20 protein-coding genes and 1 tRNA gene are annotated in these 20,695 nt (G+C 63.2%); 2 read left to right on the forward strand and 19 right to left on the reverse strand.

The genetic code is table 11. The features are described from left to right. Nucleotides 1–11: 11 nt before the first annotated feature. The 6 genes from ABI660_RS08420 to ABI660_RS08445 all read right to left on the reverse strand — a co-directional run bounded on the left by ABI660_RS08420 (nt 12) and on the right by ABI660_RS08445 (nt 4,518). Nucleotides 12–374, reverse strand: coding sequence for a HipA domain-containing protein (locus ABI660_RS08420; protein WP_348066900.1), 363 nt, complete (start codon nt 372–374; stop codon nt 12–14). Between the two features lie 113 nt (nt 375–487). Further along, nucleotides 488–575: transfer RNA gene (locus ABI660_RS08425), tRNA-Ser, on the reverse strand. A gap of 157 nt (nt 576–732) precedes the next feature. Further along, nucleotides 733–2,073, reverse strand: a complete 1,341-nt coding sequence (serS, locus tag ABI660_RS08430; RefSeq protein WP_348066834.1) for a serine--tRNA ligase — start codon at nt 2,071–2,073, stop codon at nt 733–735. A gap of 44 nt (nt 2,074–2,117) precedes the next feature. Next, nucleotides 2,118–3,059, reverse strand: coding sequence for a threonine/serine dehydratase (locus ABI660_RS08435; RefSeq protein ID WP_348066836.1), 942 nt, complete (start codon nt 3,057–3,059; stop codon nt 2,118–2,120). Nucleotides 3,060–3,061: 2 nt separating this feature from the next. Further along, a complete protein-coding gene (ispH, locus tag ABI660_RS08440; RefSeq protein ID WP_348066838.1) occupies nt 3,062–4,051 on the reverse strand; it encodes a 4-hydroxy-3-methylbut-2-enyl diphosphate reductase in 990 nt (329 codons plus the stop codon). Next, nucleotides 4,051–4,518 carry an FKBP-type peptidyl-prolyl cis-trans isomerase gene (locus ABI660_RS08445; protein WP_348066840.1) on the reverse strand — a complete coding sequence of 156 codons (468 nt, stop codon included), beginning with the start codon at nt 4,516–4,518 and terminating at the stop codon, nt 4,051–4,053. The genes ispH and ABI660_RS08445 overlap by 1 nt, the downstream gene beginning before the upstream one ends. Nucleotides 4,519–4,677: 159 nt before the next feature. On the opposite strand from ABI660_RS08445, the gene radC reads away from it, so the two are divergent. Next, nucleotides 4,678–5,352: a DNA repair protein RadC gene (gene radC / locus ABI660_RS08450; RefSeq protein ID WP_348066842.1), complete on the forward strand. Its 675-nt coding sequence runs from the start codon at nt 4,678–4,680 to the stop codon at nt 5,350–5,352. A gap of 4 nt (nt 5,353–5,356) precedes the next feature. After that, the gene (locus tag ABI660_RS08455; RefSeq protein ID WP_348066844.1) at nt 5,357–6,019 is read left to right on the forward strand and encodes a Smr/MutS family protein; all 663 of its coding nucleotides are present in this window, start codon (nt 5,357–5,359) and stop codon (nt 6,017–6,019) included. Nucleotides 6,020–6,183: 164 nt separating this feature from the next. On the opposite strand, the gene ABI660_RS08460 is transcribed toward ABI660_RS08455, so the two are convergent. From ABI660_RS08460 to ABI660_RS08520, 13 genes are all read right to left on the reverse strand, one after another. Beyond that, complete coding sequence (locus tag ABI660_RS08460; RefSeq protein ID WP_348066846.1) at nt 6,184–7,047, reverse strand: hypothetical protein; 864 nt, start codon at nt 7,045–7,047, stop codon at nt 6,184–6,186. Nucleotides 7,048–7,440: 393 nt separating this feature from the next. Then, entirely contained in the window at nt 7,441–8,535 is a 1,095-nt protein-coding gene (locus ABI660_RS08465; protein WP_348066848.1) for a patatin-like phospholipase family protein, read from the reverse strand. Nucleotides 8,536–8,592: 57 nt separating this feature from the next. After that, nucleotides 8,593–9,009 carry a group II truncated hemoglobin gene (locus tag ABI660_RS08470; protein WP_348066850.1) on the reverse strand — a complete coding sequence of 139 codons (417 nt, stop codon included), beginning with the start codon at nt 9,007–9,009 and terminating at the stop codon, nt 8,593–8,595. A 111-nt stretch (nt 9,010–9,120) separates the two neighbouring features. Then, a complete protein-coding gene (locus ABI660_RS08475) occupies nt 9,121–11,664 on the reverse strand; it encodes an FtsX-like permease family protein (RefSeq protein WP_348066852.1) in 2,544 nt (847 codons plus the stop codon). Nucleotides 11,665–11,673: 9 nt separating this feature from the next. Continuing rightward, nucleotides 11,674–13,218, reverse strand: coding sequence for a C13 family peptidase (locus ABI660_RS08480; RefSeq protein WP_348066854.1), 1,545 nt, complete (start codon nt 13,216–13,218; stop codon nt 11,674–11,676). A 23-nt stretch (nt 13,219–13,241) separates the two neighbouring features. Continuing rightward, nucleotides 13,242–14,114: a formate dehydrogenase accessory sulfurtransferase FdhD gene (locus tag ABI660_RS08485; protein WP_348066902.1), complete on the reverse strand. Its 873-nt coding sequence runs from the start codon at nt 14,112–14,114 to the stop codon at nt 13,242–13,244. Nucleotides 14,115–14,188: 74 nt separating this feature from the next. Continuing rightward, complete coding sequence (locus ABI660_RS08490) at nt 14,189–14,575, reverse strand: hypothetical protein (RefSeq protein ID WP_348066856.1); 387 nt, start codon at nt 14,573–14,575, stop codon at nt 14,189–14,191. Between the two features lie 14 nt (nt 14,576–14,589). Beyond that, a complete protein-coding gene (locus ABI660_RS08495) occupies nt 14,590–15,786 on the reverse strand; it encodes a formate dehydrogenase subunit gamma (protein WP_348066858.1) in 1,197 nt (398 codons plus the stop codon). Between the two features lie 10 nt (nt 15,787–15,796). After that, nucleotides 15,797–16,027: a hypothetical protein gene (locus ABI660_RS08500; protein ID WP_348066860.1), complete on the reverse strand. Its 231-nt coding sequence runs from the start codon at nt 16,025–16,027 to the stop codon at nt 15,797–15,799. Beyond that, nucleotides 16,024–16,641 carry a formate dehydrogenase FDH3 subunit beta gene (fdh3B, locus tag ABI660_RS08505; protein ID WP_348066862.1) on the reverse strand — a complete coding sequence of 206 codons (618 nt, stop codon included), beginning with the start codon at nt 16,639–16,641 and terminating at the stop codon, nt 16,024–16,026. Before fdh3B ends, ABI660_RS08500 begins: the two co-directional genes overlap by 4 nt. Before the next feature lie 2 nt (nt 16,642–16,643). Then, nucleotides 16,644–19,619: a formate dehydrogenase subunit alpha gene (locus ABI660_RS08510; RefSeq protein ID WP_348066864.1), complete on the reverse strand. Its 2,976-nt coding sequence runs from the start codon at nt 19,617–19,619 to the stop codon at nt 16,644–16,646. Between the two features lie 39 nt (nt 19,620–19,658). Beyond that, the gene (locus tag ABI660_RS08515; RefSeq protein WP_348066866.1) at nt 19,659–19,859 is read right to left on the reverse strand and encodes a twin-arginine translocation signal domain-containing protein; all 201 of its coding nucleotides are present in this window, start codon (nt 19,857–19,859) and stop codon (nt 19,659–19,661) included. Between the two features lie 214 nt (nt 19,860–20,073). Then, on the reverse strand, nt 20,074–20,694 hold the full coding sequence (locus tag ABI660_RS08520) for a molecular chaperone TorD family protein (protein WP_348066868.1): 621 nt from the start codon (nt 20,692–20,694) through the stop codon (nt 20,074–20,076). Nucleotide 20,695 lies beyond the last annotated feature (1 nt).

Consider the following 20,695-nt stretch of genomic DNA (forward strand, 5'->3'; position numbering starts at 1 on the left):
TTATCAAGGCGTCAGCCGGCCAACCGGAACGCTTCTGTCATTCGCTCCTGTTCTCGGGGAGAAAGATGCAGGCTGCGGGCAATCTTGGGCCACTGTGCCACCACTGTTTGACTGCGCTCGATGATTTCGTCTGCAAGCTTCTTCGAAACCCGGAAAACCGGCGCCACAGAGCGCGCGAGATCGAGGTCCATCGCGTTGTCCGCCCCGCTGACGTTGAGCTTCAAGCCGCGCGACTCCGGCACAGGATTCATATCGTAGGCATCGGACAAGCGCCAGCCCTTTCCGGGTACGAGAATAAAGCCGTGATTGCGCAGGTGATCGTCGGTGTTGGAGACAAGCATGTTGAACACGATGCGCGACCACAGTTCGCGCAGATCAGCGTGCTACATGTCGTGCTACGGCGAAGGCGGCGCAGTATGCGCCCGCAAAAAAACCCCGGCTTGCGGGGCTTTTGGGGGTCTGTGTTGGACTACATCAAACCGTTTCTTGGCGGAGAGGGTGGGATTCGAACCCACGGTACCTTGCGGTACGCCTGATTTCGAGTCAGGTACATTCGGCCACTCTGCCACCTCTCCAGTGTGGAGCCGTGATTCTAGCAGCCATCTAGAAGCCCCCACGGTCACTCACTTCGTGTAGTTCCCTGCCCCCCGAGGGGGCCGCTGCGCCAGCGGTCCGGCTAAGCCGGTCCCGCGGCCCCTGCTGGGCTGGGCTGGGCTGGGGTTTCTCAGCTCGTTACTTTCCTGCAGAGCTCAAGACCGTGATGCCGCCCATATAAGGCCGCAGCACCTCGGGCACGATGACAGAGCCGTCAGCCTGCTGGTAGTTCTCCAATACAGCCACCAGCGTGCGCCCCACCGCCAGGCCGGAGCCGTTGAGGGTGTGCACGAATTCGTTTTTGCCCTGGGCGTTCTTGAAGCGGGCTTGCAGGCGGCGGGCCTGGAAGGCTTCGCAGTTGGAGACGGAGCTGATTTCGCGGTAGGCGTTTTGCCCGGGTAGCCAGACCTCGAGGTCGTAGGTCTTGCTGGCGCCGAAACCCATGTCGCCGGTGCACAGCAGCATCACGCGGTAGGGCAGGCCCAGCTTTTGCAAGACGGCCTCGGCGTGGCCTGTCATGGCCTCGAGCGCGTCGTAGCTGTGGTCGGGGTGCACGATCTGCACCATTTCGACCTTGTCGAACTGGTGCTGGCGGATCATGCCGCGGGTGTCGCGGCCATAGCTGCCGGCCTCTGACCTGAAACAGGGCGTATGGGCGGTGAATTTCAATGGCAGTTGCGCCTCTGGCACCACTTCATCACGGACAAAGTTGGTCAGCGGTACCTCGCTGGTGGGTATCAGGTACAGCGCTGTGCTTTCGGCTTCTGCGGCGCCTTCCTGTCCGCCCTTTTTGGCGGCAAACAGGTCTTCTTCAAACTTGGGCAGTTGGCCGGTTCCGCGCAGCGAGTCGGCGTTGACGATGTAGGGCGTGTAGCACTCGGTGTAGCCGTGCTCGGCGGTCTGCACATCCAGCATGAACTGCGACAGCGCCCGGTGCAGGCGAGCCAACTGGCCTTTCATGACGGTAAACCGCGAACCCGTGAGCTTGGTGCCGAGTTCAAAGTCCAGCCCCAGCGGCTGGCCCAGGTCCACATGGTCTTTCACCTCGAAGGCGTAAGCCGGTGGCTCGCCGCCCATGCCTTCCACCGGTGTCCATTTGCGCACCTCGACATTGCCCTCTTCGCCCTTGCCTTGCGGCACGCTTTCATGCGGCAGGTTGGGCACGGCCAGCAGCAGGGCCTGCATCTCGCCCTGGATCTGCTCAAGCCGGACGCTGGAGGCTTCGAGCTCGGCCTTGGAGCTTGTTACCTGCGCCATCACGGCGCTGGCGTCTTCACCTTTGGACTTGAGCTGGCCAATCTGTTTGGACAGGGTGTTGCGCTGGTTCTGCAGCTCTTCCGTCTTGATCTGCAAAGCCTTGCGCTCGACTTCCAGCGCCTGGAAAGCTTCCACGTTGAGGAAGACTTGCGGGCTCTTGCGCGTTTCGAGGCGGGCAATGGCGGAAGGCAGGTCTTTACGAAGGAGTGTGATGTCTAGCATGGGGTCATTGTATTTAGTGACGCAGGGGACGTAGGGGGAAGGGCTCAGCTCAGACTGGCCGGGTCAAGGTTGGCGCCGCAGATGATGAGGCAGACTTTTTCATCGGCACGCGGCACATAGACGCCGCTGTGCAGCGCGGCCAGCGGCAGGGCGGCGGCGGGCTCTACCGCCAGCTTGAGTTCTTTCCAGAGCCACTGCTGCGCGCTGCGGATAGCTTCGTCGCTGAGCAGCAGCGCATCGCGCACATGGGCCTGGGTGGCGGCCCAGGCCAGGTTGCCAATGCGTTTGGCGCCGAGTGAATCGGCAGCAATGCCGCTGACGGCCACATCCATCGGCTGCCCCGCTTCACGCGCCCTGAACAGGGTGGGCGCCAGCTCGGGCTCCAGCGCCACAACGCGCGAACGCTGTTCGAACCAGCTGGCAATGCCAGCAATCAGGCCGCCACCGCCCACGCTGACCAGCACGGCGTCAGGCACGCCGGCCTGCTGCTCGATCTCCAGCGCCAGGGTGCCGGCGCCGGCCACCACTTCGGGCTGGTCGTAGGCGTGGGTCAACAGCGCGCCGGTTTGCTGCTGGCGCGCCAGGCAGGCCTGCAGGGCTTCGGAATAGGCGGCGCCTGTCACCACCACTTGCGCGCCCAACTCGGCCAGTTTGGCGCGCTTGGCCGGGCTGGACACTTCAGGCACAAACACCTCGCAATGCACACCCAGTTCGCGCGCAGCGGCAGCGGTGGCAATGCCGGCGTTGCCGCCCGAGGCCACGATGACGCCGCTGGATGGAATGGGGTTGGACAGCAGGCGATTCAGCATGCCGCGCGCCTTGAAGCTGCCGCCGGTCTGCAAATGCTCCAGTTTGAGCCAGACTTCGGCGCAGTCCACACCCAGCGCCTTGCCGGGCATCTTCCACACCGGAGTTTGATGAATAAAGTGGCTGTAGCCCTTATGGAACGTGCGCTGACAGCTCTCTATTTGATAGCGATCCGTCATCGTCAGGGCTCGGCGTGCAAGCCGCTGTCGATGGCGTCCAGCGCCGAGCCGTGCAGCTTGAGCCCCTTGGGCAGCGGGAACTTGATGGTTTCTTCGATGCCCGCCATCTTGCGCACCGACACAGCGCCCAGCGCCTTGATGCGGTCTATCACCTGCTTGACCAGGATTTCAGGGGCAGAGGCGCCCGCAGTCAGGCCAACGCGGCTTTTGCCTTCAAACCACTCCGGCCTGAGCTCGCTGGCGTCGTCGACCATATACGCCTCGGTGCCCAGCTTGACGGCCAACTCGCGCAGGCGGTTGCTGTTGGAGCTGGTCGGGCTGCCGACCACGATCAGGATGTCCACCTGCGGGCTCATCACCTTGACGGCGTCCTGCCGGTTTTGGGTGGCGTAACAGATGTCCTGCTGCTTGGGCTCGCGCACCTGCGGAAAACGCGCCTTCACGGCGGCGCTGATCTCGGCGGCGTCATCCACACTCAGCGTGGTTTGCGTCACCACCGCGAGTTTTTCAGTCTGCGCGGGCTGGATGCGCGCCACGTCGGCCACGTCCTCCACCAGGTGAATGCCGCTGTCGAGCTGGCCCATGGTGCCTTCCACCTCTGGGTGGCCCTTGTGGCCGATCATGATGAACTCGTAGCCTTCCTTGTTGAGCTTGGCCACTTCCACATGCACCTTGGTCACCAGCGGGCAGGTGGCGTCAAAAATGCGGAACCCTCGCCTCTCGGCCTCGCGCTCGGTCGCCTTGCTGACGCCGTGGGCGCTGAACACCAACGTGGCGCCGGGCGGTACGTCGTCGAGGTCTTCAATGAAGATGGCGCCTTTTTCCTTGAGCTCATTGACGACGTAGGTGTTGTGCACGATTTCGTGGCGCACATAAATCGGCGCGCCGAACTTGCCGATGGCGCGCTCGACGATCTCGATGGCACGATCAACCCCGGCGCAAAAGCCGCGCGGTTCGGCGAGGATGATTTCCTGAGGGGATGTTTTATCCATCACAGCACACCGATCACTTGAACCTCAAACACCACTCGCTGGCCAGCCAATGGGTGGTTGAAGTCAAACTGCACCGCGTCGCCCGCTTCCTTGACCTGCTGCACGGCGCCAGCGTACTGGCCCATGCCGTCCGGCGTGGGGAACTGCACCACATCGCCGACCTTGTATGTTTCGTGCGGGTCGCCCAGCTCGTTAAGCAGCTTGCGCGCCACCCACTGCAGCAACTCGGGGTTGCGCTCGCCAAAGGCCTCGCCGGCTGCCAACTCGAAGCTGGTGCGTGTGCCTTCCGGCAAACCCAGCAGGCGCTGCTCGATGGCAGGCGACAGCTCGCCAGTGCCCAGGCTCAGGGTGGCCGGCTTGCCGGCAAAGGTATTGATAATGTCGGCGCCGTCCGGGCCGGCCATGCGGTAGTGCAGGGTCAAGAATGAGCCTGGCTGGACGAGCGCAGGTGTTTCCAGGGTGGACATAAGGCTTTCGGGGCGGCCCGGGGGCCGCCAACTGTTTGTAAACTGCCCCTATTGTAGAAAGTGCGGCCCAGGCAGAGGCAGCGGGGACGATTTACCCCTGATACTGCCCCCGTAACGGTGTTTTTGCCTGTCTTCCCTCCTTCCCCAGCCTACCCACCCATGCTTCTCAAAGACTTGCCCGAAGACGCCCGCCCCCGTGAAAAGCTGCTAGCCCGTGGCCCTGCCGCGCTCAGCGATGCTGAATTGCTGGCGCTGCTGCTGCGCAGCGGTATTCCCGGAAAAAATGCGCTGCAAATGGGGCAGGAGCTGTTGGATGCTTTTGGCGGTGTGGCCGGGCTGCTGCACACCGGTCACAAGGCATTGGAAAGTATCAAGGGCCTGGGGCCGGCCAAGCGGGCGGAGTTGGTGGCGGTGCTGGAGCTGGCGCGTCGCGCACTGGCGCAGGAACTGCAGGACAAGCCGCTTTTTGACACCCCACAGGCCGTGCGCGACTACCTGCAACTGCAGCTGGGCAGCCGCCCGCATGAAATTTTTGCCGTGCTGTTCCTCGACAGCCAGCACCGCCTGATTGCGCTGGAAGAGCTGTTTCGCGGCACGCTGACACAAACCAGCGTCTACCCGCGTGAGGTGGTGGTGCGGGCGCTGGCCCTGCACGCCGGCAGCGTGGTGCTGGCACACAACCACCCCAGCGGCGAAGCCCGCCCTTCGCGTGCAGACGAGGCGCTGACCCAAACGCTGAAAGCCGCGCTGGCGCTGGTGGACGTTCGCGTGCTGGACCACTTCATCGTGACCAGTGCGCAGGCGGTGTCAATGGCTGAGATGGGGCTGCTGTAAGACCATGGCAACCCGGCCGACCGCCATCAAGGACCTGAAGGGCCTGAAAGCCGTCAAGCTCGAGATAGAAACCCGGGCCCGGCAGGAAGCCGAACTGAAGGCGGCGCGCGCAGCCGCTGCGGCCAGGCTGAAGGCGGAAAAAGAACTTTTCTCGCGCGCCATCGGCCCGGTCAAGGCGCTGCCGGCCAGACACTTGCCCGGCCACCGCGCACAGCTGGTACCGGCCCAGCCCGCGCCCATCCCGGTGCAGCAGCAGCGCGACGAGCTGGCGGTGATGCGCGAGGCGATTTCCGACGGTTTTGACGTTGAAAGCCTGCTGGACACCGACGAAGCGCTGAGCTTTCGCCGTCCCGGCATGGGGCCGGACGTGGTGCGCAAACTGCGTCGCGGCGGCTGGAGCATCCAGCGCCAGCTTGACCTGCACGGCCTGCGCCGCGAGGACGCGCGCGACGCGCTGTCGGTGTTCATTCGCGACGCCCACAAGGCCGGCCTGCGCTGCGTGCGCGTGGTGCATGGCAAGGGCCTGGGCTCACCCGGCAAGACGCCGGTGCTCAAGGGCCGGGTGCAGAGCTGGCTGATCCAGAAAGCCGAGGTAATCGCCTTTGTGCAGGCAAGGCCGGCCGAGGGCGGCGCGGGGGCGCTTGTGGTGCTGCTGGCGCAGAGCTGAGGCACCCCGAAACGCTATTAATTCAGGAGCTGCTTGCGCCCGCTACATAAGGGCTAAAGGCCTTTTTCTTCTGAATTTCAACCCATCCGCTGCAGCCGATGCTGGCCTTTCCGACCTTCACGATTCATGGCTACCCTCAGCCCACACCAGCCGGGCGGGAGTCGCTATTTAATCTGTAGCAGTTGATCGGCTACGTCCTCAAGCGCGTTGCGCAAGGTGATCTGCCGTAGACCCAGTTCCAGCGCCTCCGCATGCAACGTGGCGGCAAAGGCGGGGCCAACCGCCTCAATGCCTTGCAGGTCCAGCACCAGTTCGCGCGGAACCCAGCGCGGCGACCGGCCTGAGGCCAGAACGCGACTTTCGTCTCTCGGTAGCCGGCTCATGAGAATTTCGGCCTGGTGGCGCGCCTCCAGCCGCTCAGACCCCAGCAGACGCAGCACGGGCATGGTCACCACCTTTTGCCCGGCCTGCGCCTGCATCAGGGCGTAGGTCTCGCTCCATGTCTGACCCTGTGCGCGCTTGAGAAGGTTCATGTTGGCTGGGTCCCCGCCCAGAACGCGCAGCACTTCGTCAGCAGGCACACCGGTTTGCGGTTTGATGATGATGCGCTCGGCCAGGCGCTGGTTAACCGAAGGCAGGGACAGGCCATCGTTGACTGCCCACAGCACATCGCCTGCGCACTGGTTCAGGTGAGTCAGCACGCCGCGGTCGTGACCAAGAGCCCATTGCACGGGCGCATAAACATCTACTTCGGCACGGGCGTGGTCAGGCGGTACGCCGATTGCCAGCAGGTTGAGCAGCAGGGCCGGGCCGAAGCGTTGTTGCAGTGTGGCTAGCGGCGCCGCATGCAACGCCAGCGCCCAGCGCGTGGACGCACTCACTGCCACCACCAGCTTGGCTGGGCGGCAGTGCACCAGCCCCAGAGACCAGGGTCCGAGCGCGCTACCAGACGCACTCGCATCAACAGCTAGTTTGGCCGGCAGCTTGAGAGAGCGAGCCAGTTCCCGGGTGACGTGCAGTGTGACCATGGACTTACAGGCGGACGGCGACCAGGCCGGTCACCTCACTGCCAACTGAAACCGCCGCGCACTGCGTGGCCCCGACGGACACCCGGGGGCTTCTGAACGCACGCAGTGGTCGGAGTGAATCACCAAGCTTGATTTCGGGCATGTGGTTATGGCGCAGGGGCTGCTGCATGAACAGCGGTAACGGGCTGAAAAGCGTTTTGATTATCAAACGAATTTGGAGGACTCCTCGGTCTGCAGCCCCCCGAGCTGTGCGCCGGCGCTGGTGCAGAGGCGGACACACTCGCATTCAATCGCTATTAAATATGGAGCTGCTTGCGCCCGCCGCATAAGGGCTAGAGGCCTTTTTTGCATATAAAAAGCACAAAAACCGGCTTCAACCGATCACCCCGACAGTCAAAACCCGAATACGGCGCGGCCGGCGGTGGCTGACTCGTGGCCGTGTCTGAAGAGAAGCTCGTAGGTCGGCAGCGGCACTTTTTTGAGCGAGGTGGGGTAGGCGGCCGCGGCCTTGACGCTTGCGCTGTCCAGCCAGTCGCCGGTGGGGCAGGTGGTGCCGGACCGCTTGGCCATGTCCTGGGCGGTCAGGCCGAGCCGCAGGTAGGCGGCGCGCCCGCTTTCCTTTTTTGCGTAAGCCATGAGGCCCCTGGCACGCAGCGCGCGGGTCTGGTCGGACATGATGTCGGCCACGTGCTTGAGCCGGAACAGGCTGAGCCGCCCCATGTTGAAGCCCTGGGACAAAGGGGCTCCCGCGTCGGACGAAATAATCAGGCCGTCGATTTTTGGCTTGGGGCCAAACCCGGCATCAAAAAACGGCTCCAGCCCGAGGTTGTCGTAAATGCCACCGTCGTAGAGATGGATTCTGGCGAAGCGGTCTTCCGCCGGCCGGGCCTCGTCACCCGACGCAAACATCGGAAGGCTCCAGTCGAAACTGTCGGTATGCAGTACGTAGGGGCCGATCAGCCCTGGAAAGGCGGCCGACACGGCCATCGCATCACGCAAGGGCAATTTCTTCATCGGGGTGGAGCCCAGCGTCCAGTCGCGCAAATTGCCGTTCTCCAGGCAGGCGCGCTTGCCGGTTTCAGCGGTGGTGGCATTGATGGCCCAGACCGGCGATGCGGGCAGATCATCGAGCAGGGCATCAATGCCCCAGGTACGGCCAATGGCCGAGGCAAGCACATTGGCGCGGGAAAGCGCAAACCGCCAGTTGGCCGGGTGCAGCATGGCGCGCATGGCCGCATTCTGTAGATCTCTTCGGGTGAGCACATCCTTGAGCTTCGGCAGCAAGCCAGTGAGGTATTCGTCATCGGTCGGCCAGCGCATGCCGTTGAGCTGCAGCAGCAGGCCCATCAGCAAGCTGCCGCCGGAGACGGTGGAGACCCGGTTCACCCGCGCAAGCGCCTGGTTCTCTGCCAGGAATTTCAGCACGCCGCAATGGAACACCATGGCGCGTGTTCCGCCGCCCGACAGGGCGAGGTAGATGGGCTTCATGCGTGCGCTTTCCGGAGTGAAGGTATTGGCGGCATTGGCGGGCGCAGAGCCGGGCATTCACTCGCCACGATTACGCATCCAGTCCGCGGTCTGGAAAAACGAGGCCCGCAACCGGGTGCGCAACTCTTCATCCACCCCGGTCTCGCCCATGGCCTGGTCCATACAGGCCAGCCACTGGTCGCGCTCGAGAATGCCAATGACAAAAGGCATGTGCCGCATGCGCAGCTTGGGGTGGCCAAAACGCTCGGTGTAATGCTGCGGCCCGCCGAGCCAGCCGCAGAGGAACCAGAACAGGTGCTGCCGCGCTTTCACCAGATGGTTGCCGTGCGCCGCGCGCAGCGCTGCATAAGCGGGGTCGAGGTCCATCAAGTCGTAGAAGCGTTCGACCAGCGCGTGAACGCGCGCCTCGCCGCCTATCCAGTCAAAGGGGGTGGCAAATGGCGGTGTGCCGGGTGGTTTTTCTTCGATTTGCATGGCTGAATCATTCTATTTTTCGATTGTCCCTTTGTCCCCTCGCCCGCTTGCGGGGAGGGCGCGGGGAAGCCCTCACCCCTGCCCTCTCCCACAGGGAGAGGGAGAAAGAGACTATTGCGCCTTGCGCAAGGTTTCCACGACAGGCGTGTTGAGCACCGAACGCAGGCCCCACCAGCCTGCTGCCAGTGCCAGCGCTGCGCCAGCCAGGCTGCCGAGCAACGGCACCGTCCAGGAGCCGGTCCAGCTGAAATCGAACACATAACGTGCCAGCCCCCAGCCGACGGCCAGCGCAACGATGGAGGCCAGGAAGCCCGCCAGCAGGCCGACACCGGCGAGTTCGGCGCGCTGCACCTGGCGCAGCAGCGAGGCACGTGCACCGACGGCGCGCATGATGGCGAATTCCTTGGCGCGCTCTTCTCGCGTGGCGGTAATGGCCGCAAACAGCACCACCAGCCCAGCGGCCAGGGTGAAGCCAAACAGGTATTCGACGGCACGTATCACCTGGTCCAGCACGCGCTGCACCTGGGCGATGGTGCTGCTCATGTCGACGTTGGTGATGTTGGGAAAGGCCTTGACGAGTTCATTGTCAAAGCTGCGCGGCCTTTCGCCGTTGATTGCGGCCTTGCGCTCAGGCGCACGAAAGGCGCTGATGTAGGAGACCGGCACGTCGGTCATGGTGGCTACCGGGTACATCACGAAGAAGTTGACCCGCATCGAGCCCCAGTCCACCTTGCGCAGGCTGGTGATTTTGGCCTCGCTGATCTGCCCGCCGATGTCAAAGCGCAGGCTGTCGCCGAGCTTGAGGCCCAGGGTGCTGGCCAGTCCGTCTTCCACACTGAGGGCACCCGCCTCGTCGGGCGTCCAGCGGCCGGCGACCACCTGGTTGTGGGAGGGCTGCTGCGCCGCATGGGAGAGGTTGAACTCGCGGTCCACCAGCCGCTTGGCCCGGTCGTCCGCGTAGTCATCGGGCGCGACGGCCTTGCCGTTGACGGCCACCAGGCGGCCGCGAATCATGGGGTACCAGTCGAACTTTGTCACGCCGCCATCACGCAGCGCCTGCTGGAAGGCCTCGCCCTGCTCGGGCTGCACGTTAATGACAAAACGGTTCGGTGCGTCGGGAGGCGTGGCGCGGCGCCAGCTGCTGATCAAATCGGTGCGCAACAGCACCAGCAGCATCAGCGCGAGCAAACCCACGGCCAGCGCACTGACCTGCACCACCGCATAGGCAGGGCGTGCCGACAGCTGGCGTGTGGCCAGCACCAGCCAGCGCGGCGCCGTGGTTTCGCTGACGCTGGCACGCAGTACCTTGACGGCTGCAAAGCTGGCTACCGCAAACACCGCCACTGCGCCGGCAAACCCGCCCACGGCAATCAACCCCAGCTTGAGGTCGCTGCTGGCAGCCACCAGCAGGGCCGCAAAACCGAGCACACCCACCAGCAGCACCGCCAGTGAAGCGGGCCGCAGGTTGCCGACATCGCGGCGGATCACGCGCAGCGGCGGCACCTGCGCCAGCTGCAGCACCGGCGGCAGGCCGAAAGCCAGCAGCAGGGTCAGTCCCATGCCCATGCCAAACAGCACCGGCCAGAAGGTGGCAGCGGGCAGCACGGTTTCGACCAAGCCGGCGAGCAGCAGCACGAAGCCGTAGTGCACTGCATAACCAATCACCACCCCCAGCGCGCTGGCAGCCATGCCGGCCAGCACAAACTCGAAGGTGTAGGCCAGCGCAATGGTGCGCTGCGGCTGGCCCAGCACACGCAGCATGGCGCAGTCGTCCAGGTGTTTGGCAGCAAAACCACGCGCGACGATGGCCACGGCCACGGCACTGAGCAGGGCTGCCAGCAAGGCCACGAGGTTGAGGAATTTTTCGGCACGGTCCAGTGTCTGGCGCATCTCGGGGCTGCCGCTTTCCAGCGACTCGAGCCGCACGCCGCGCAGTTCGGACTTCTTAATCTCTTGCGTGGCCCATTGCACATAGGTTTTCACGGCCGCGTCTGTACCGGCGACGGCAAAGCGGTAGTTGGTGCGGCTGGCAGGCTGGATCAGCTTGGTCGCGGGGAGGTCAGTGCTGTTGACCATCACGCGCGGGGAAAAATTGATGAAGCCTGCGCCGCGGTCGGGCTCCTGGACGATCACACGCGTGAGCTTGAAGCTTGCATCCCCCATCAGCAGGGTCTGGCCGACCTTGAGGCCCAGTGCATCGAGCAGCGATGCGTCGGCCCAGGCCGTGCCGGGCGCCGGAATGTCCCGCGTGGCCGCGCCAGCACCCTCAACGCTGTCGGCCACCGTCATGCTGCCGCGCAGCGGGTAGCCATCGGGCACAGCCTTGAAAGCCACGAGTTTGCTGGCGCCGCCGTCGGCCTCCAGTGCGCGGCCCATGGTCGGGAAAGTCACGGTCGAAATCGCCTGCAGCCCCAGGCTGCGCGCCTTGGCGATAAAAACCTCCGGCGTCACGCCGTCGCTGCGAAGGACGGCGTCACCGCCCAGCAGCTGGCGGGCATCGCGCTGCAGGCCGCCCTTGAGCCGGTCCGCAAAAAAACCGACGGCCGTCAGGGCGGCAACGGCCAGCGTCACCGCGACGATCAGCAAACGAAGCTCGCCGGCGCGCAGGTCGCGCAGCAGGGTGCGCCAGCCGAGCTTGAGAAAAAGTGGATTCATGGGTTGACCTTAACGCAAAGCCCCTGGCCCTGGCTCATCGGCGGGTTTGGGCGCAGTGGGCCCAGCCGCTGTGGCGGGCTGCGGCAGAGCCTGCAGTCGCTGCTCAAGCGCACGCAACACGGGGCTGATGTTGGCGCCCACTCTGATCTGCGGATTGGAGAAGCCGTCGTCCTTGCCGGCGTCGATCTCGCGCTGCTGGATCACCGGCACGGCCCGGGCGAAAGCCTGCTCGAAGGAATGGGTGTTTCGCAACTGCTCATCAAACATGGCGCGGCCGAAAAAAGTCAGCTCGGACAACCGGCCGCAGCCGTAGGACGTGTGTGTGGCATCCGCCGCCGTCATGACCAGGGTGTTGTCGTCGGCCAGGGCATCGATCCAGCCACCCGAATAACAGGCCGAAATGGCAATTACCCGGTGGCGGATGCCGGCCTTGTCCAGGGCTTCGCGCAGCTCGGCCGGGCTCAGGGGCGGCACCTCCAGCGGCCAGTGCGAGGCGGCGAGCTTGAAGTCCCGGGCACCGTGCGAGGTCAGGTAAACCACCAGCACATCGTTATCCTTGTCCATGCGCCCGGCCAGCGCCTCGATGGCGCGCTGCAGGTTCAGCGTGGTGGCCCAGGGGTGGGTTGAGGTGGTGGTGGCGTGGTTGACCAGATGGACCACACGGCCGGCCGCATCAAACCGGTCGGCCAGCACACGGCTGACCAGGGTGCTCTCGCGCAGGAAAACATCTTCCGCCGCATAGGGTGCGAACACCAGGCCATACACGTCGGTCACGCCAGGGCGCTGCGGCGCAATGGCGGCTACCGTGCGCCGCCACAGCGCCTGCTGTTCTTCCAGGGTTTGCTGGCTCAGGTGCAGCCTGGCCCTGCTGCTCTCAGCGCCAGCGCTGCGTGTGTAGTCTTTCTCCCAGGTACGGACCTCGAATTGCCAGGTGGTCACGCCCGTGCAGGTGAGCAATACCAGCGCAAAAAGCGCTGCGCGCCCGGTCCAACCGGCAAAACGCAGTACCAGAAACAAACTGACGCCCAGCGACCATGCGGTAAAAACGGCATAGATCGCCCAGTGAAGCCAGGGCCAGGACAAGACCTTGCCCTTGACCCAGCCGTGAACCATGGCCGCCATCAGCCCTTCATACACAAGGGTGTTGGGCAGGGAAGCCACCAGCCACAACACCAGGCAGGCGGTCACGCCGCCGTGCGGCTGCATGCTGCCCGCGCTTTTATGCGAGGGAAAAGCCCACCACGCCAGGCCCGCGAAAACAGGCAAGGTCCACCAGCCGGACAACCAGGCCTGAAGATTGAAAATCGCCGGGCCCACAACCTCGACACGTTGCGCTGCGGCATCGACGGCAAACACGACAAGCGCGATGACCAACAACTGCCAAGGTTCAGGCACGCGTCCCGCTTCCCGGGGCGGCAGAAAAAACGCAGCGCGCAGGCCTTCCACCAGCCAGCGGCCAGTTGGCAAAAAGGTCGCAGACGCAGGCCGTTCACCCGGATACATCAGGGGCTCGGGAATGCCGGGCAAGGTGGGTTGGGCTTGGGACTCGTGCATGGCGGCATCATGCCACGCCAGATTCAGGATTCCGTGGCGGACGCGCGTGGTTTGGGGCCTGCCAGTTCAGGCTCCAGATGGAGGCGCTGCGGATGGGCGTAACAGACAAAACGCTTGTTGGTCGCGCGGCCAATCGCGCACAATCCCACCGCCTGCGCTACTTGGTGGCCCATCTGCGTGATGCCGCTGCGCGACACCACAATCGGCACGCCCATCTGCGCCGACTTGATGACCATTTCGCTGGTCAGACGGCCCGTCGTGTAGAACACCTTGTTCGCTTCACTCACCGCAGGACTGTCTTGCATGGAGATCCAGCCAGCGATGGTGTCGATCGCGTTATGGCGGCCCACATCTTCAACAAAAAAGAGCATTTCGGGGTCGCCAGCCGTCATGGCAAACAGCGCGCAGGCATGCACCGAGCCCGCTGACTTGTAGGTGGTCTCCTTGAGCCGGATGGTATTGACCAGACTGTAGAGCTGGCGCTGCGTGATGTGCGCATCGGGCGGCAGCACGATCTGGTCCACCTCGTCCATCAGGCCGCCGAACACGCTGCCCTGCCCGCAGCCGGTGGTGACCACGCGCTTGGCGGTTTTTTCTTCGATGTCGGCTATACCGTGGCGCGTCTTGACGGCGGCGGCGCCGACGTCCCAGTCCACCGTGATGGACTCGACATCACCCACATCGCGGACCAGGCGCTGATTGCGCAGATAACCAAGCACCAGCAGTTCAGGATGCGCGCCCAAAGTCATCAACGTGACGAGTTCGCGCTTGTCCACGTAGACAGTCAACGCGCGTTCGGCGGGAATGGAGACTTTTTGCGACTCACCGTATTCATTGACGGCATCGATCTCGCAGGTCAACGGCGCCTGGGCTTGGGTCAGAAAGGGCATGGACATGGACATGGACAAAGCCTATCGCAAAAAAGGCCGGCACCTCGCGGTCCGGCCTTTTCATTGTGAAGCAGTCGGTCTCAGGGCTTCTTGGCCGGGTTGCCGTTGGCGTCAGGCAGCTTGGTGTTGGGCGGGCTGGTGGCGGTGCCGGCTGGCGAATGCGCACCCGCCGCCTCTAGCGGTTTGGCCTCGGGCGGAGTGTAGGCAAACGGCCCGGGATCGGCACATGCTGGCGCAGCCATCGGTGGTTTGGTCTCCTTGCCAGAAGCCTTGGCGGTTTTGTAATAACTGGCAGCGACTTTGTCCTGGGACTTGCACAACAGGTAAGCCTCGACCTTACCGGTCCAGGCTGCCTTGGCGGCTGCTTCGGCGGCCTTGGCTTTGGCTTCGTCGCTCAAGGCAGGGAGTTTGGCCAGCGCCATCGATGAGGCAGCCACCAGCAAGCTCGCGAATAAAAATTTCTTCATACGAAAAGTCCTCGTTATACCTGCACGGTCTGGCTGGGCTGCGCAGGCTCGCTGCGCTGGGCCGGAATCTTGCCGGCTTTCACATCGTCATACCAGTATTCGTGGTGCTCCTTCGCCCAGGTCTCGTCCACATAACCGGTTTTCATGCCGTCATAGGCGCCTTGCATGCCAATGGTGCCAATATAGATATGGCCGATGAACATTGCCATCATCAGCACCGTTGCCACCACATGCACCATGTTCGCCACCTGCATGGCGTCGCGCACATACAGCAGCCCGGGCACCAGCTTGTCGAGCACCAGCCCCGAACTCACCACGATCAGCCCCAGGAAGAACACGCCGGCCCAGAAAACCACTTTTTCGCCTGCATTGAAACGGTGCGATGGCACTTCCTTGTCAGACAACAAGCCACCGCCTTTGAGCAGCCAGCCGATATCTCCACGACTGGGCAGGTTGTCGCGAACAAAGGTGAAGAACACAATCACGAGGGACACCGCAAACAGAGGACCGGCGAAGTTGTGCATGGTCTTGAGCACATAAGTCAGCCAGCCAAACAGGGTGAGCCCCATCACCGGCAACAAGAAAAACTTGCCAAAGGCCATCACGATGCCGGAGATGGCCAGAATGCAGAACGCAATCGCATTGGACCAGTGCGCCGAGCGCTCGAAAGGGGTGAAACGTTCGATCTTGCGGCCGGTTTCGGCGCCGTGCAGGTTGATGCGTCCCTTGCCCAGGTAAAACAGCGCAATGGCGCCGATCACGATCAGCAGCAAGGACCCGCCGTAAGGGATGAGCCAGTTGTTGCGTACCTGTCGCCAGGCCTCACCGGCATTGGTCAGGCGGGAACCGGGGTACTGCACAAAAGGCTGGATCAGGTTGCCGGCTTCAGGCGCCTCGCTTTTGGGCAGGCTGCTGTAGCCGGTGACACCCTGGCCCACCTGGCGCCACATCGGGGCGTTGTTACCGGGCTGAACCTTGGCGCGCTCGGCATTGGTCTGCGCCGCGTAGTTGGGGTCAGCGCTGGCGTCAGGCTTGACCTCAAAAATGTTCTGGCTCTGAATGCCGCCCGGGGCCGGGACTGCGGCTGCGGCTGGCGCAGGGGCTGCAACCGCTGGCGCGGCAGGTGCAGCCGCGGTCTGCGCCGAAACGGCGGCAGACCAGCCGAGGGCCACGAAAGCCAGGGCGGTCAGGACTCGTGAGGGGCCTTGCATGGGAACTCCCTTACTTCACGCGGTTGTATTCGTTTTGGCCGTTCTGCAGACGCGTCTTGAGCTGCTGCTCCCAGGCGCTCTTGTCGCCAGCTGCCCAGCCCGGTGCGCTGAAGGCGCTGCCGGGGCCGGTCACTCCCTGGAATGAGGCCGCATCGCTTTTGACACCGGAAGCAGTCTGGGGTTTGTCGCCGCACGCAGCGAGCACCACGGCCGAGGCGAGCATGACAACAAGCCGCATCATGATTTGCCTCCGTTCGGCTGGCCTGCCTGTTTCGAGCCGTAGGCCGTACCCCAGCCCCAGACTTCGGCACCCTTGCCGCGTTGGACCACGCGGTTGCGGAAAATGTCGGCAACCACATCGCCGTCGCCGGCAAGCAGAGCCTTGGTGGAACACTGCTCGGCGCAGGCCGGGAGCTTGCCCTCTGCGAGCCGGTTGCGGCCGTATTTCTCGAACTCGGCCTGGCTGCCGTTGGCCTCGGGGCCACCGGCGCAAAAAGTGCATTTGTCCATCTTGCCGCGCACGCCGAAAGTGCCCTGCGACGGGAACTGTGGTGCGCCAAAAGGGCAGGCGTAGGAGCAATAGCCGCAACCGATGCAGACGTCCTTGTCATGCAGCACCACGCCTTCGTCGGTGCGATAGAAGCAGTTGACCGGGCAAACGGCCATGCACGGTGCGTCGCTGCAATGCATGCAGGCCACCGAGATGGATTTCTCGCCCGGCACTCCGTCGTTGAGCGTAACCACACGGCGGCGGTTGACGCCCCACGGTACTTCGTTTTCGTTCTTGCAGGCGGTGACGCAACCGTTGCACTCGATGCAACGCTCGGCGTCACAGACAAATTTCATGCGTGCCATGGTTATGCCCTCTCCACATTACAGACGGTTGTCTTGGTCTCTTGCATCATCGTCACGCTGTCGTAACCGTAGGTTGTTGCCGTATTGATGGCCTCGCCGCGCACCACGGGTGCCGCACCCTTGGGGTAATAGGCCAGCATGTCGGCACCCTGCCAGCGTCCGGAAAAGTGGAAAGGCAGGAAGACGGTGTCCGGCCCCACCCGTTCAGTGACCAGCGCCTGGACATTGATGCGCGCCCCGGTCGGCGTGCTGACCCAGGCACGCTCGCCGTTGCGTATGCCTTTTTCCGCGGCCACCTTGGGGTTGATCTCGATGAACATCTCCTGCTGCAACTCGGCCAGCCAGGGGTTGGAGCGGGTCTCTTCGCCACCGCCCTCGTATTCCACCAGCCGTCCCGAGGTCATGATCAGGGGGTATTTTTCGTGCACCTTGTCGGCGATATTTTTCTGCTGCACGGTTTTGTACAGCGTTGGCAGGCGCCAGAAAGCCTTCTTGTCATCGTGCGTCGGGTATTTGGCCATGAGGTCTGGCCGGTTACCGTACAGCGGCTCGCGATGCTGCGGAATGGCGTCGGGGAAGTTCCAGACCAGGGCGCGCGCCTTGGCATTGCCAAATGGGTGGCAACCGTGATTTTTCATGGCCACCCGGATGATGCCGCCCGACGAGTCGGTTTTCCAGTTTTTGCCTTCGGCGGCTGCCTTTTCGGCGTCGGTCAGTTCATCCCACCAGCCCAGTTTTTTCACCAGCAGGTGATCAAACTCAGGGTAGCCAGTCTGGATATCCGCTCCCTTGGAATGGGAGCCATCTTCCGCCAGCAGGTTTTTGCCCTCGCGCTCCACTCCGAAGTTGGCACGGAAGTTACCGCCTCCGTCCATGACGTGTTTGGAGGTGTCGTACAGGTTGGGGGAGCCGGGGTGTTTCATTTCCGGTGTGCCGAAGCACGGCCACGGCAGGCCGAAATAGTCACCGGTGGTGTCGTAACCGGTTTCCTTGTCTTTGCCGCCTTTGGACTTGAGCGTCTTGACGTCAAACAAGTGCATGTTGCGCATGTGCGCCTTCAGGCGCTCCGGACTCTGGCCGGTATAGCCGATGGTCCACACGCATTTGTTGATCTCGCGCAGGATGTCTTCCGGCACGGGCTCGTCCATGCCCTTGACCTTTTGCATCTTGTAGTTTTTGGAAAGCTCCGTGGCAAAGCCGAGCTTTTCCGCCAGCTGATGCATGATCATGTGATCGCTGCGGCTTTCCCACAGCGGCTCAATCACTTTTTCGCGCCACTGAAGGGAGCGATTCGATGCAGTCACGGAGCCGCTGGTCTCGAACTGGGTCGCCGCCGGCAGCAGGTACACCGCGCGGTTCGGGTTGAGGTCTTCGGCCTTGCCAGGCATGGCAGCCATGGCCGCCGTGGCTGACGGGTAGGGATCAATCACCACCAGCAGGTCCAGCATGTCCATGGCGCGTTTCATTTCCAAGCCGCGGGTCTGGGAATTGGGGGCATGGCCCCAGAACACGCAGGCACGCAGGTTGGCGTCCTGGTCGATGAACTCGTTTTTCTCCATCACGCCGTCGATCCAGCGCGAGACGGTGATGCCGGGCTTGCCCATCATGGCCGGCGAGGCATAGCGGCCCTTGATCCAGTCAAAGTCAACGCCCCAGGTCTTGGCGAAGTGTTTCCAGGAACCTTCAGCCAGGCCGTAATAACCCGGCAGGGAATCGGGGTTGGGGCCGACGTCAGTGGCGCCCTGGACGTTGTCGTGGCCACGGAAAATATTGGTGCCGCCGCCGGACACGCCAACATTGCCCAGCGCCAGCTGCAGGATGCAGGAGGCGCGAACCATGGCGTTGCCGATGGTGTGCTGCGTCTGGCCCATGCACCAGACAATGGTGGACGGCCGGTTTTTGGCCATCATCTCGGCAGCCATGAGCACACGGGCTTCCGGCACGCCGCAGGCTTCCTCCACCTTGTCCGGCGTCCACTTGGCCAGCACGTCTTCCTTGACCTTGTCCATGCCGTAGACCCGGTCGTTGATGTACTTGGTATCTTCCCAGCCGTTCTTGAAGATGTGATACAGCATGCCGAACAGGAACGGAATGTCCGAGCCGGAGCGGATGCGGATGTACTCGTCGGCCTTGGCGGCCGTGCGCGTGAAACGCGGATCGACCACGATCATCTTGCAGCCGGTTTCCTTGGCATGCAGCATGTGCAGCAGGCTGACCGGATGGGCTTCCGCGGCGTTGGAGCCGATGTACAAGGCGACCTTGCTGTTCTGCATGTCGTTGTACGAATTTGTCATGGCGCCGTAGCCCCAGGTGTTGGCTACACCGGCCACCGTGGTGGAGTGGCAGATGCGCGCCTGGTGGTCGCAGTTGTTGCTGCCCCAGAAGCTGACGAACTTGCGCATCAGGTAGGCTTGCTCGTTGTTGTGCTTCGAGGAGCCGACCCAGTACACCGAATCAGGGCCGCTGGCCTTGCGCAGCTCCAGCATGCGGGCGCTGATCTCGTTGAGTGCTGTATCCCAGCTGATGCGCTCGTATTTGCCGTTGACGAGCTTCATCGGGTAACGCAGACGGTATTCACCGTGGCCGTGTTCGCGCAGTGCAGCACCCTTGGCGCAATGGGCACCCAGGTTGATGGGGGAGTCGAACACCGGTTCCTGGCGCACCCACACCCCGTTCTCCACAACTGCATCCACCGCGCAGCCCACCGAGCAATGTGTGCACACGGTGCGCTTGACCTCGATTTTTCCGGTGCCGTCGCCGGCACCCGGCGTGGCGGCCTTGGCCTTTTTAACCAGCGTCAGTTGCGTGGCGGCCAGCCCGACGCCGACCCCGAGACCCGAGCGCCGCAAGAAAGCACGGCGGTCCATGGTGGGCAGGGCATGCGAGAGGCCGCGCGAGAGGCTTTGTACAAAACGTGCGGATCCCGCGCGCTGCGCCGGGTCGCCATGAATACCGTGGGGTTTTTTCGTGAGCAGCATGGAGCTCTCCGTAAGAAGGAAACGGGAAGAGAAATCAGATCAGATGCGCGTGGTCTGGTAGTAGCGCTTGACGTGATCCGAGAGGCTGTAGCCGCCGCCTTTTTCAGGCGCCGGCTTGGGCGCCTGGACGGCTACCTCGGGGGCTTGCACTCCCGGCAAGGCGACTGCCACGGCAGCGCCGGTTGCGGCAGCGCCGAAAAAGAAACCCCGGCGTGAGGGTTTTGGCTGGCTATCCTGCATGGTGACCTCCAAGGATGCTTGCTATGAGTTATGAAGTAATTTGCATACTTACTGACTGGCCTACTTTACGTCAGACCCGCGCACCCGACAATGACCGCGCGACATCAAATACAAGGCCTAGGGGAAAACGATAGGGCATCTTAGTTTTTACCTGGCCGCATCAATCCAACGATGCCAAAAGAAGTGTCGCAATTTGAGAAACAATAGTCTGCGCTCAGGCGAGCATGTCAAAGCCCTGGGTTTCGACAGCAAGGAAAGTGTGGGTGAATCCGGCCACACAGCGGTAAAAATCAGCCTTCGGGTGAGCACTGACGGCGTCGCACAGAATGCTCGCCCAGGGCTGGAGATGGCGCGCAAAAAACTCGCGCTGGCGCGTCAGGTTGGCCACCTCCACATCGTCACCTGCAATCAGGTAACGCATGACCTCGAACAGGTAGGCGATGTGGTCCTCGGTCTCGGACATGGCTTCGTCGCGTCCCAGGCCCAGCACGTCCAGGTCCGTGCGCAAAGCGGCCAGCGGTTTTTCGTTGAGAAACCCGCTGAGGTAATGGGAGCCGAAGAGATAAACCTCGGGCTTGCCGATGCCGCCGAAAAGCGTTTCGTATTCCCCTGCAATTTCCTCGTCAGACAGCCTGCGCGCCGCGCCGACAAGTTCGCCCCATGAGGCCTCCAGCAGCGCGCCGGCTGCCGGTGCTTCTGTCACGGCCACACGCAGGTTGCCGACCAGGCTGGCGGACGGAGGCGCGTAGAACAGTGCGGCCAGCAGGCCATACACCTCGGCACGGGCGGTTTCTTCGTCCAGCGCGGACGTTACGAGGGGGGCAGGCTGATTCATG

The organism is Polaromonas sp. (assembly GCF_039930745.1).
Lineage (GTDB): Bacteria > Pseudomonadota > Gammaproteobacteria > Burkholderiales > Burkholderiaceae_C > Polaromonas.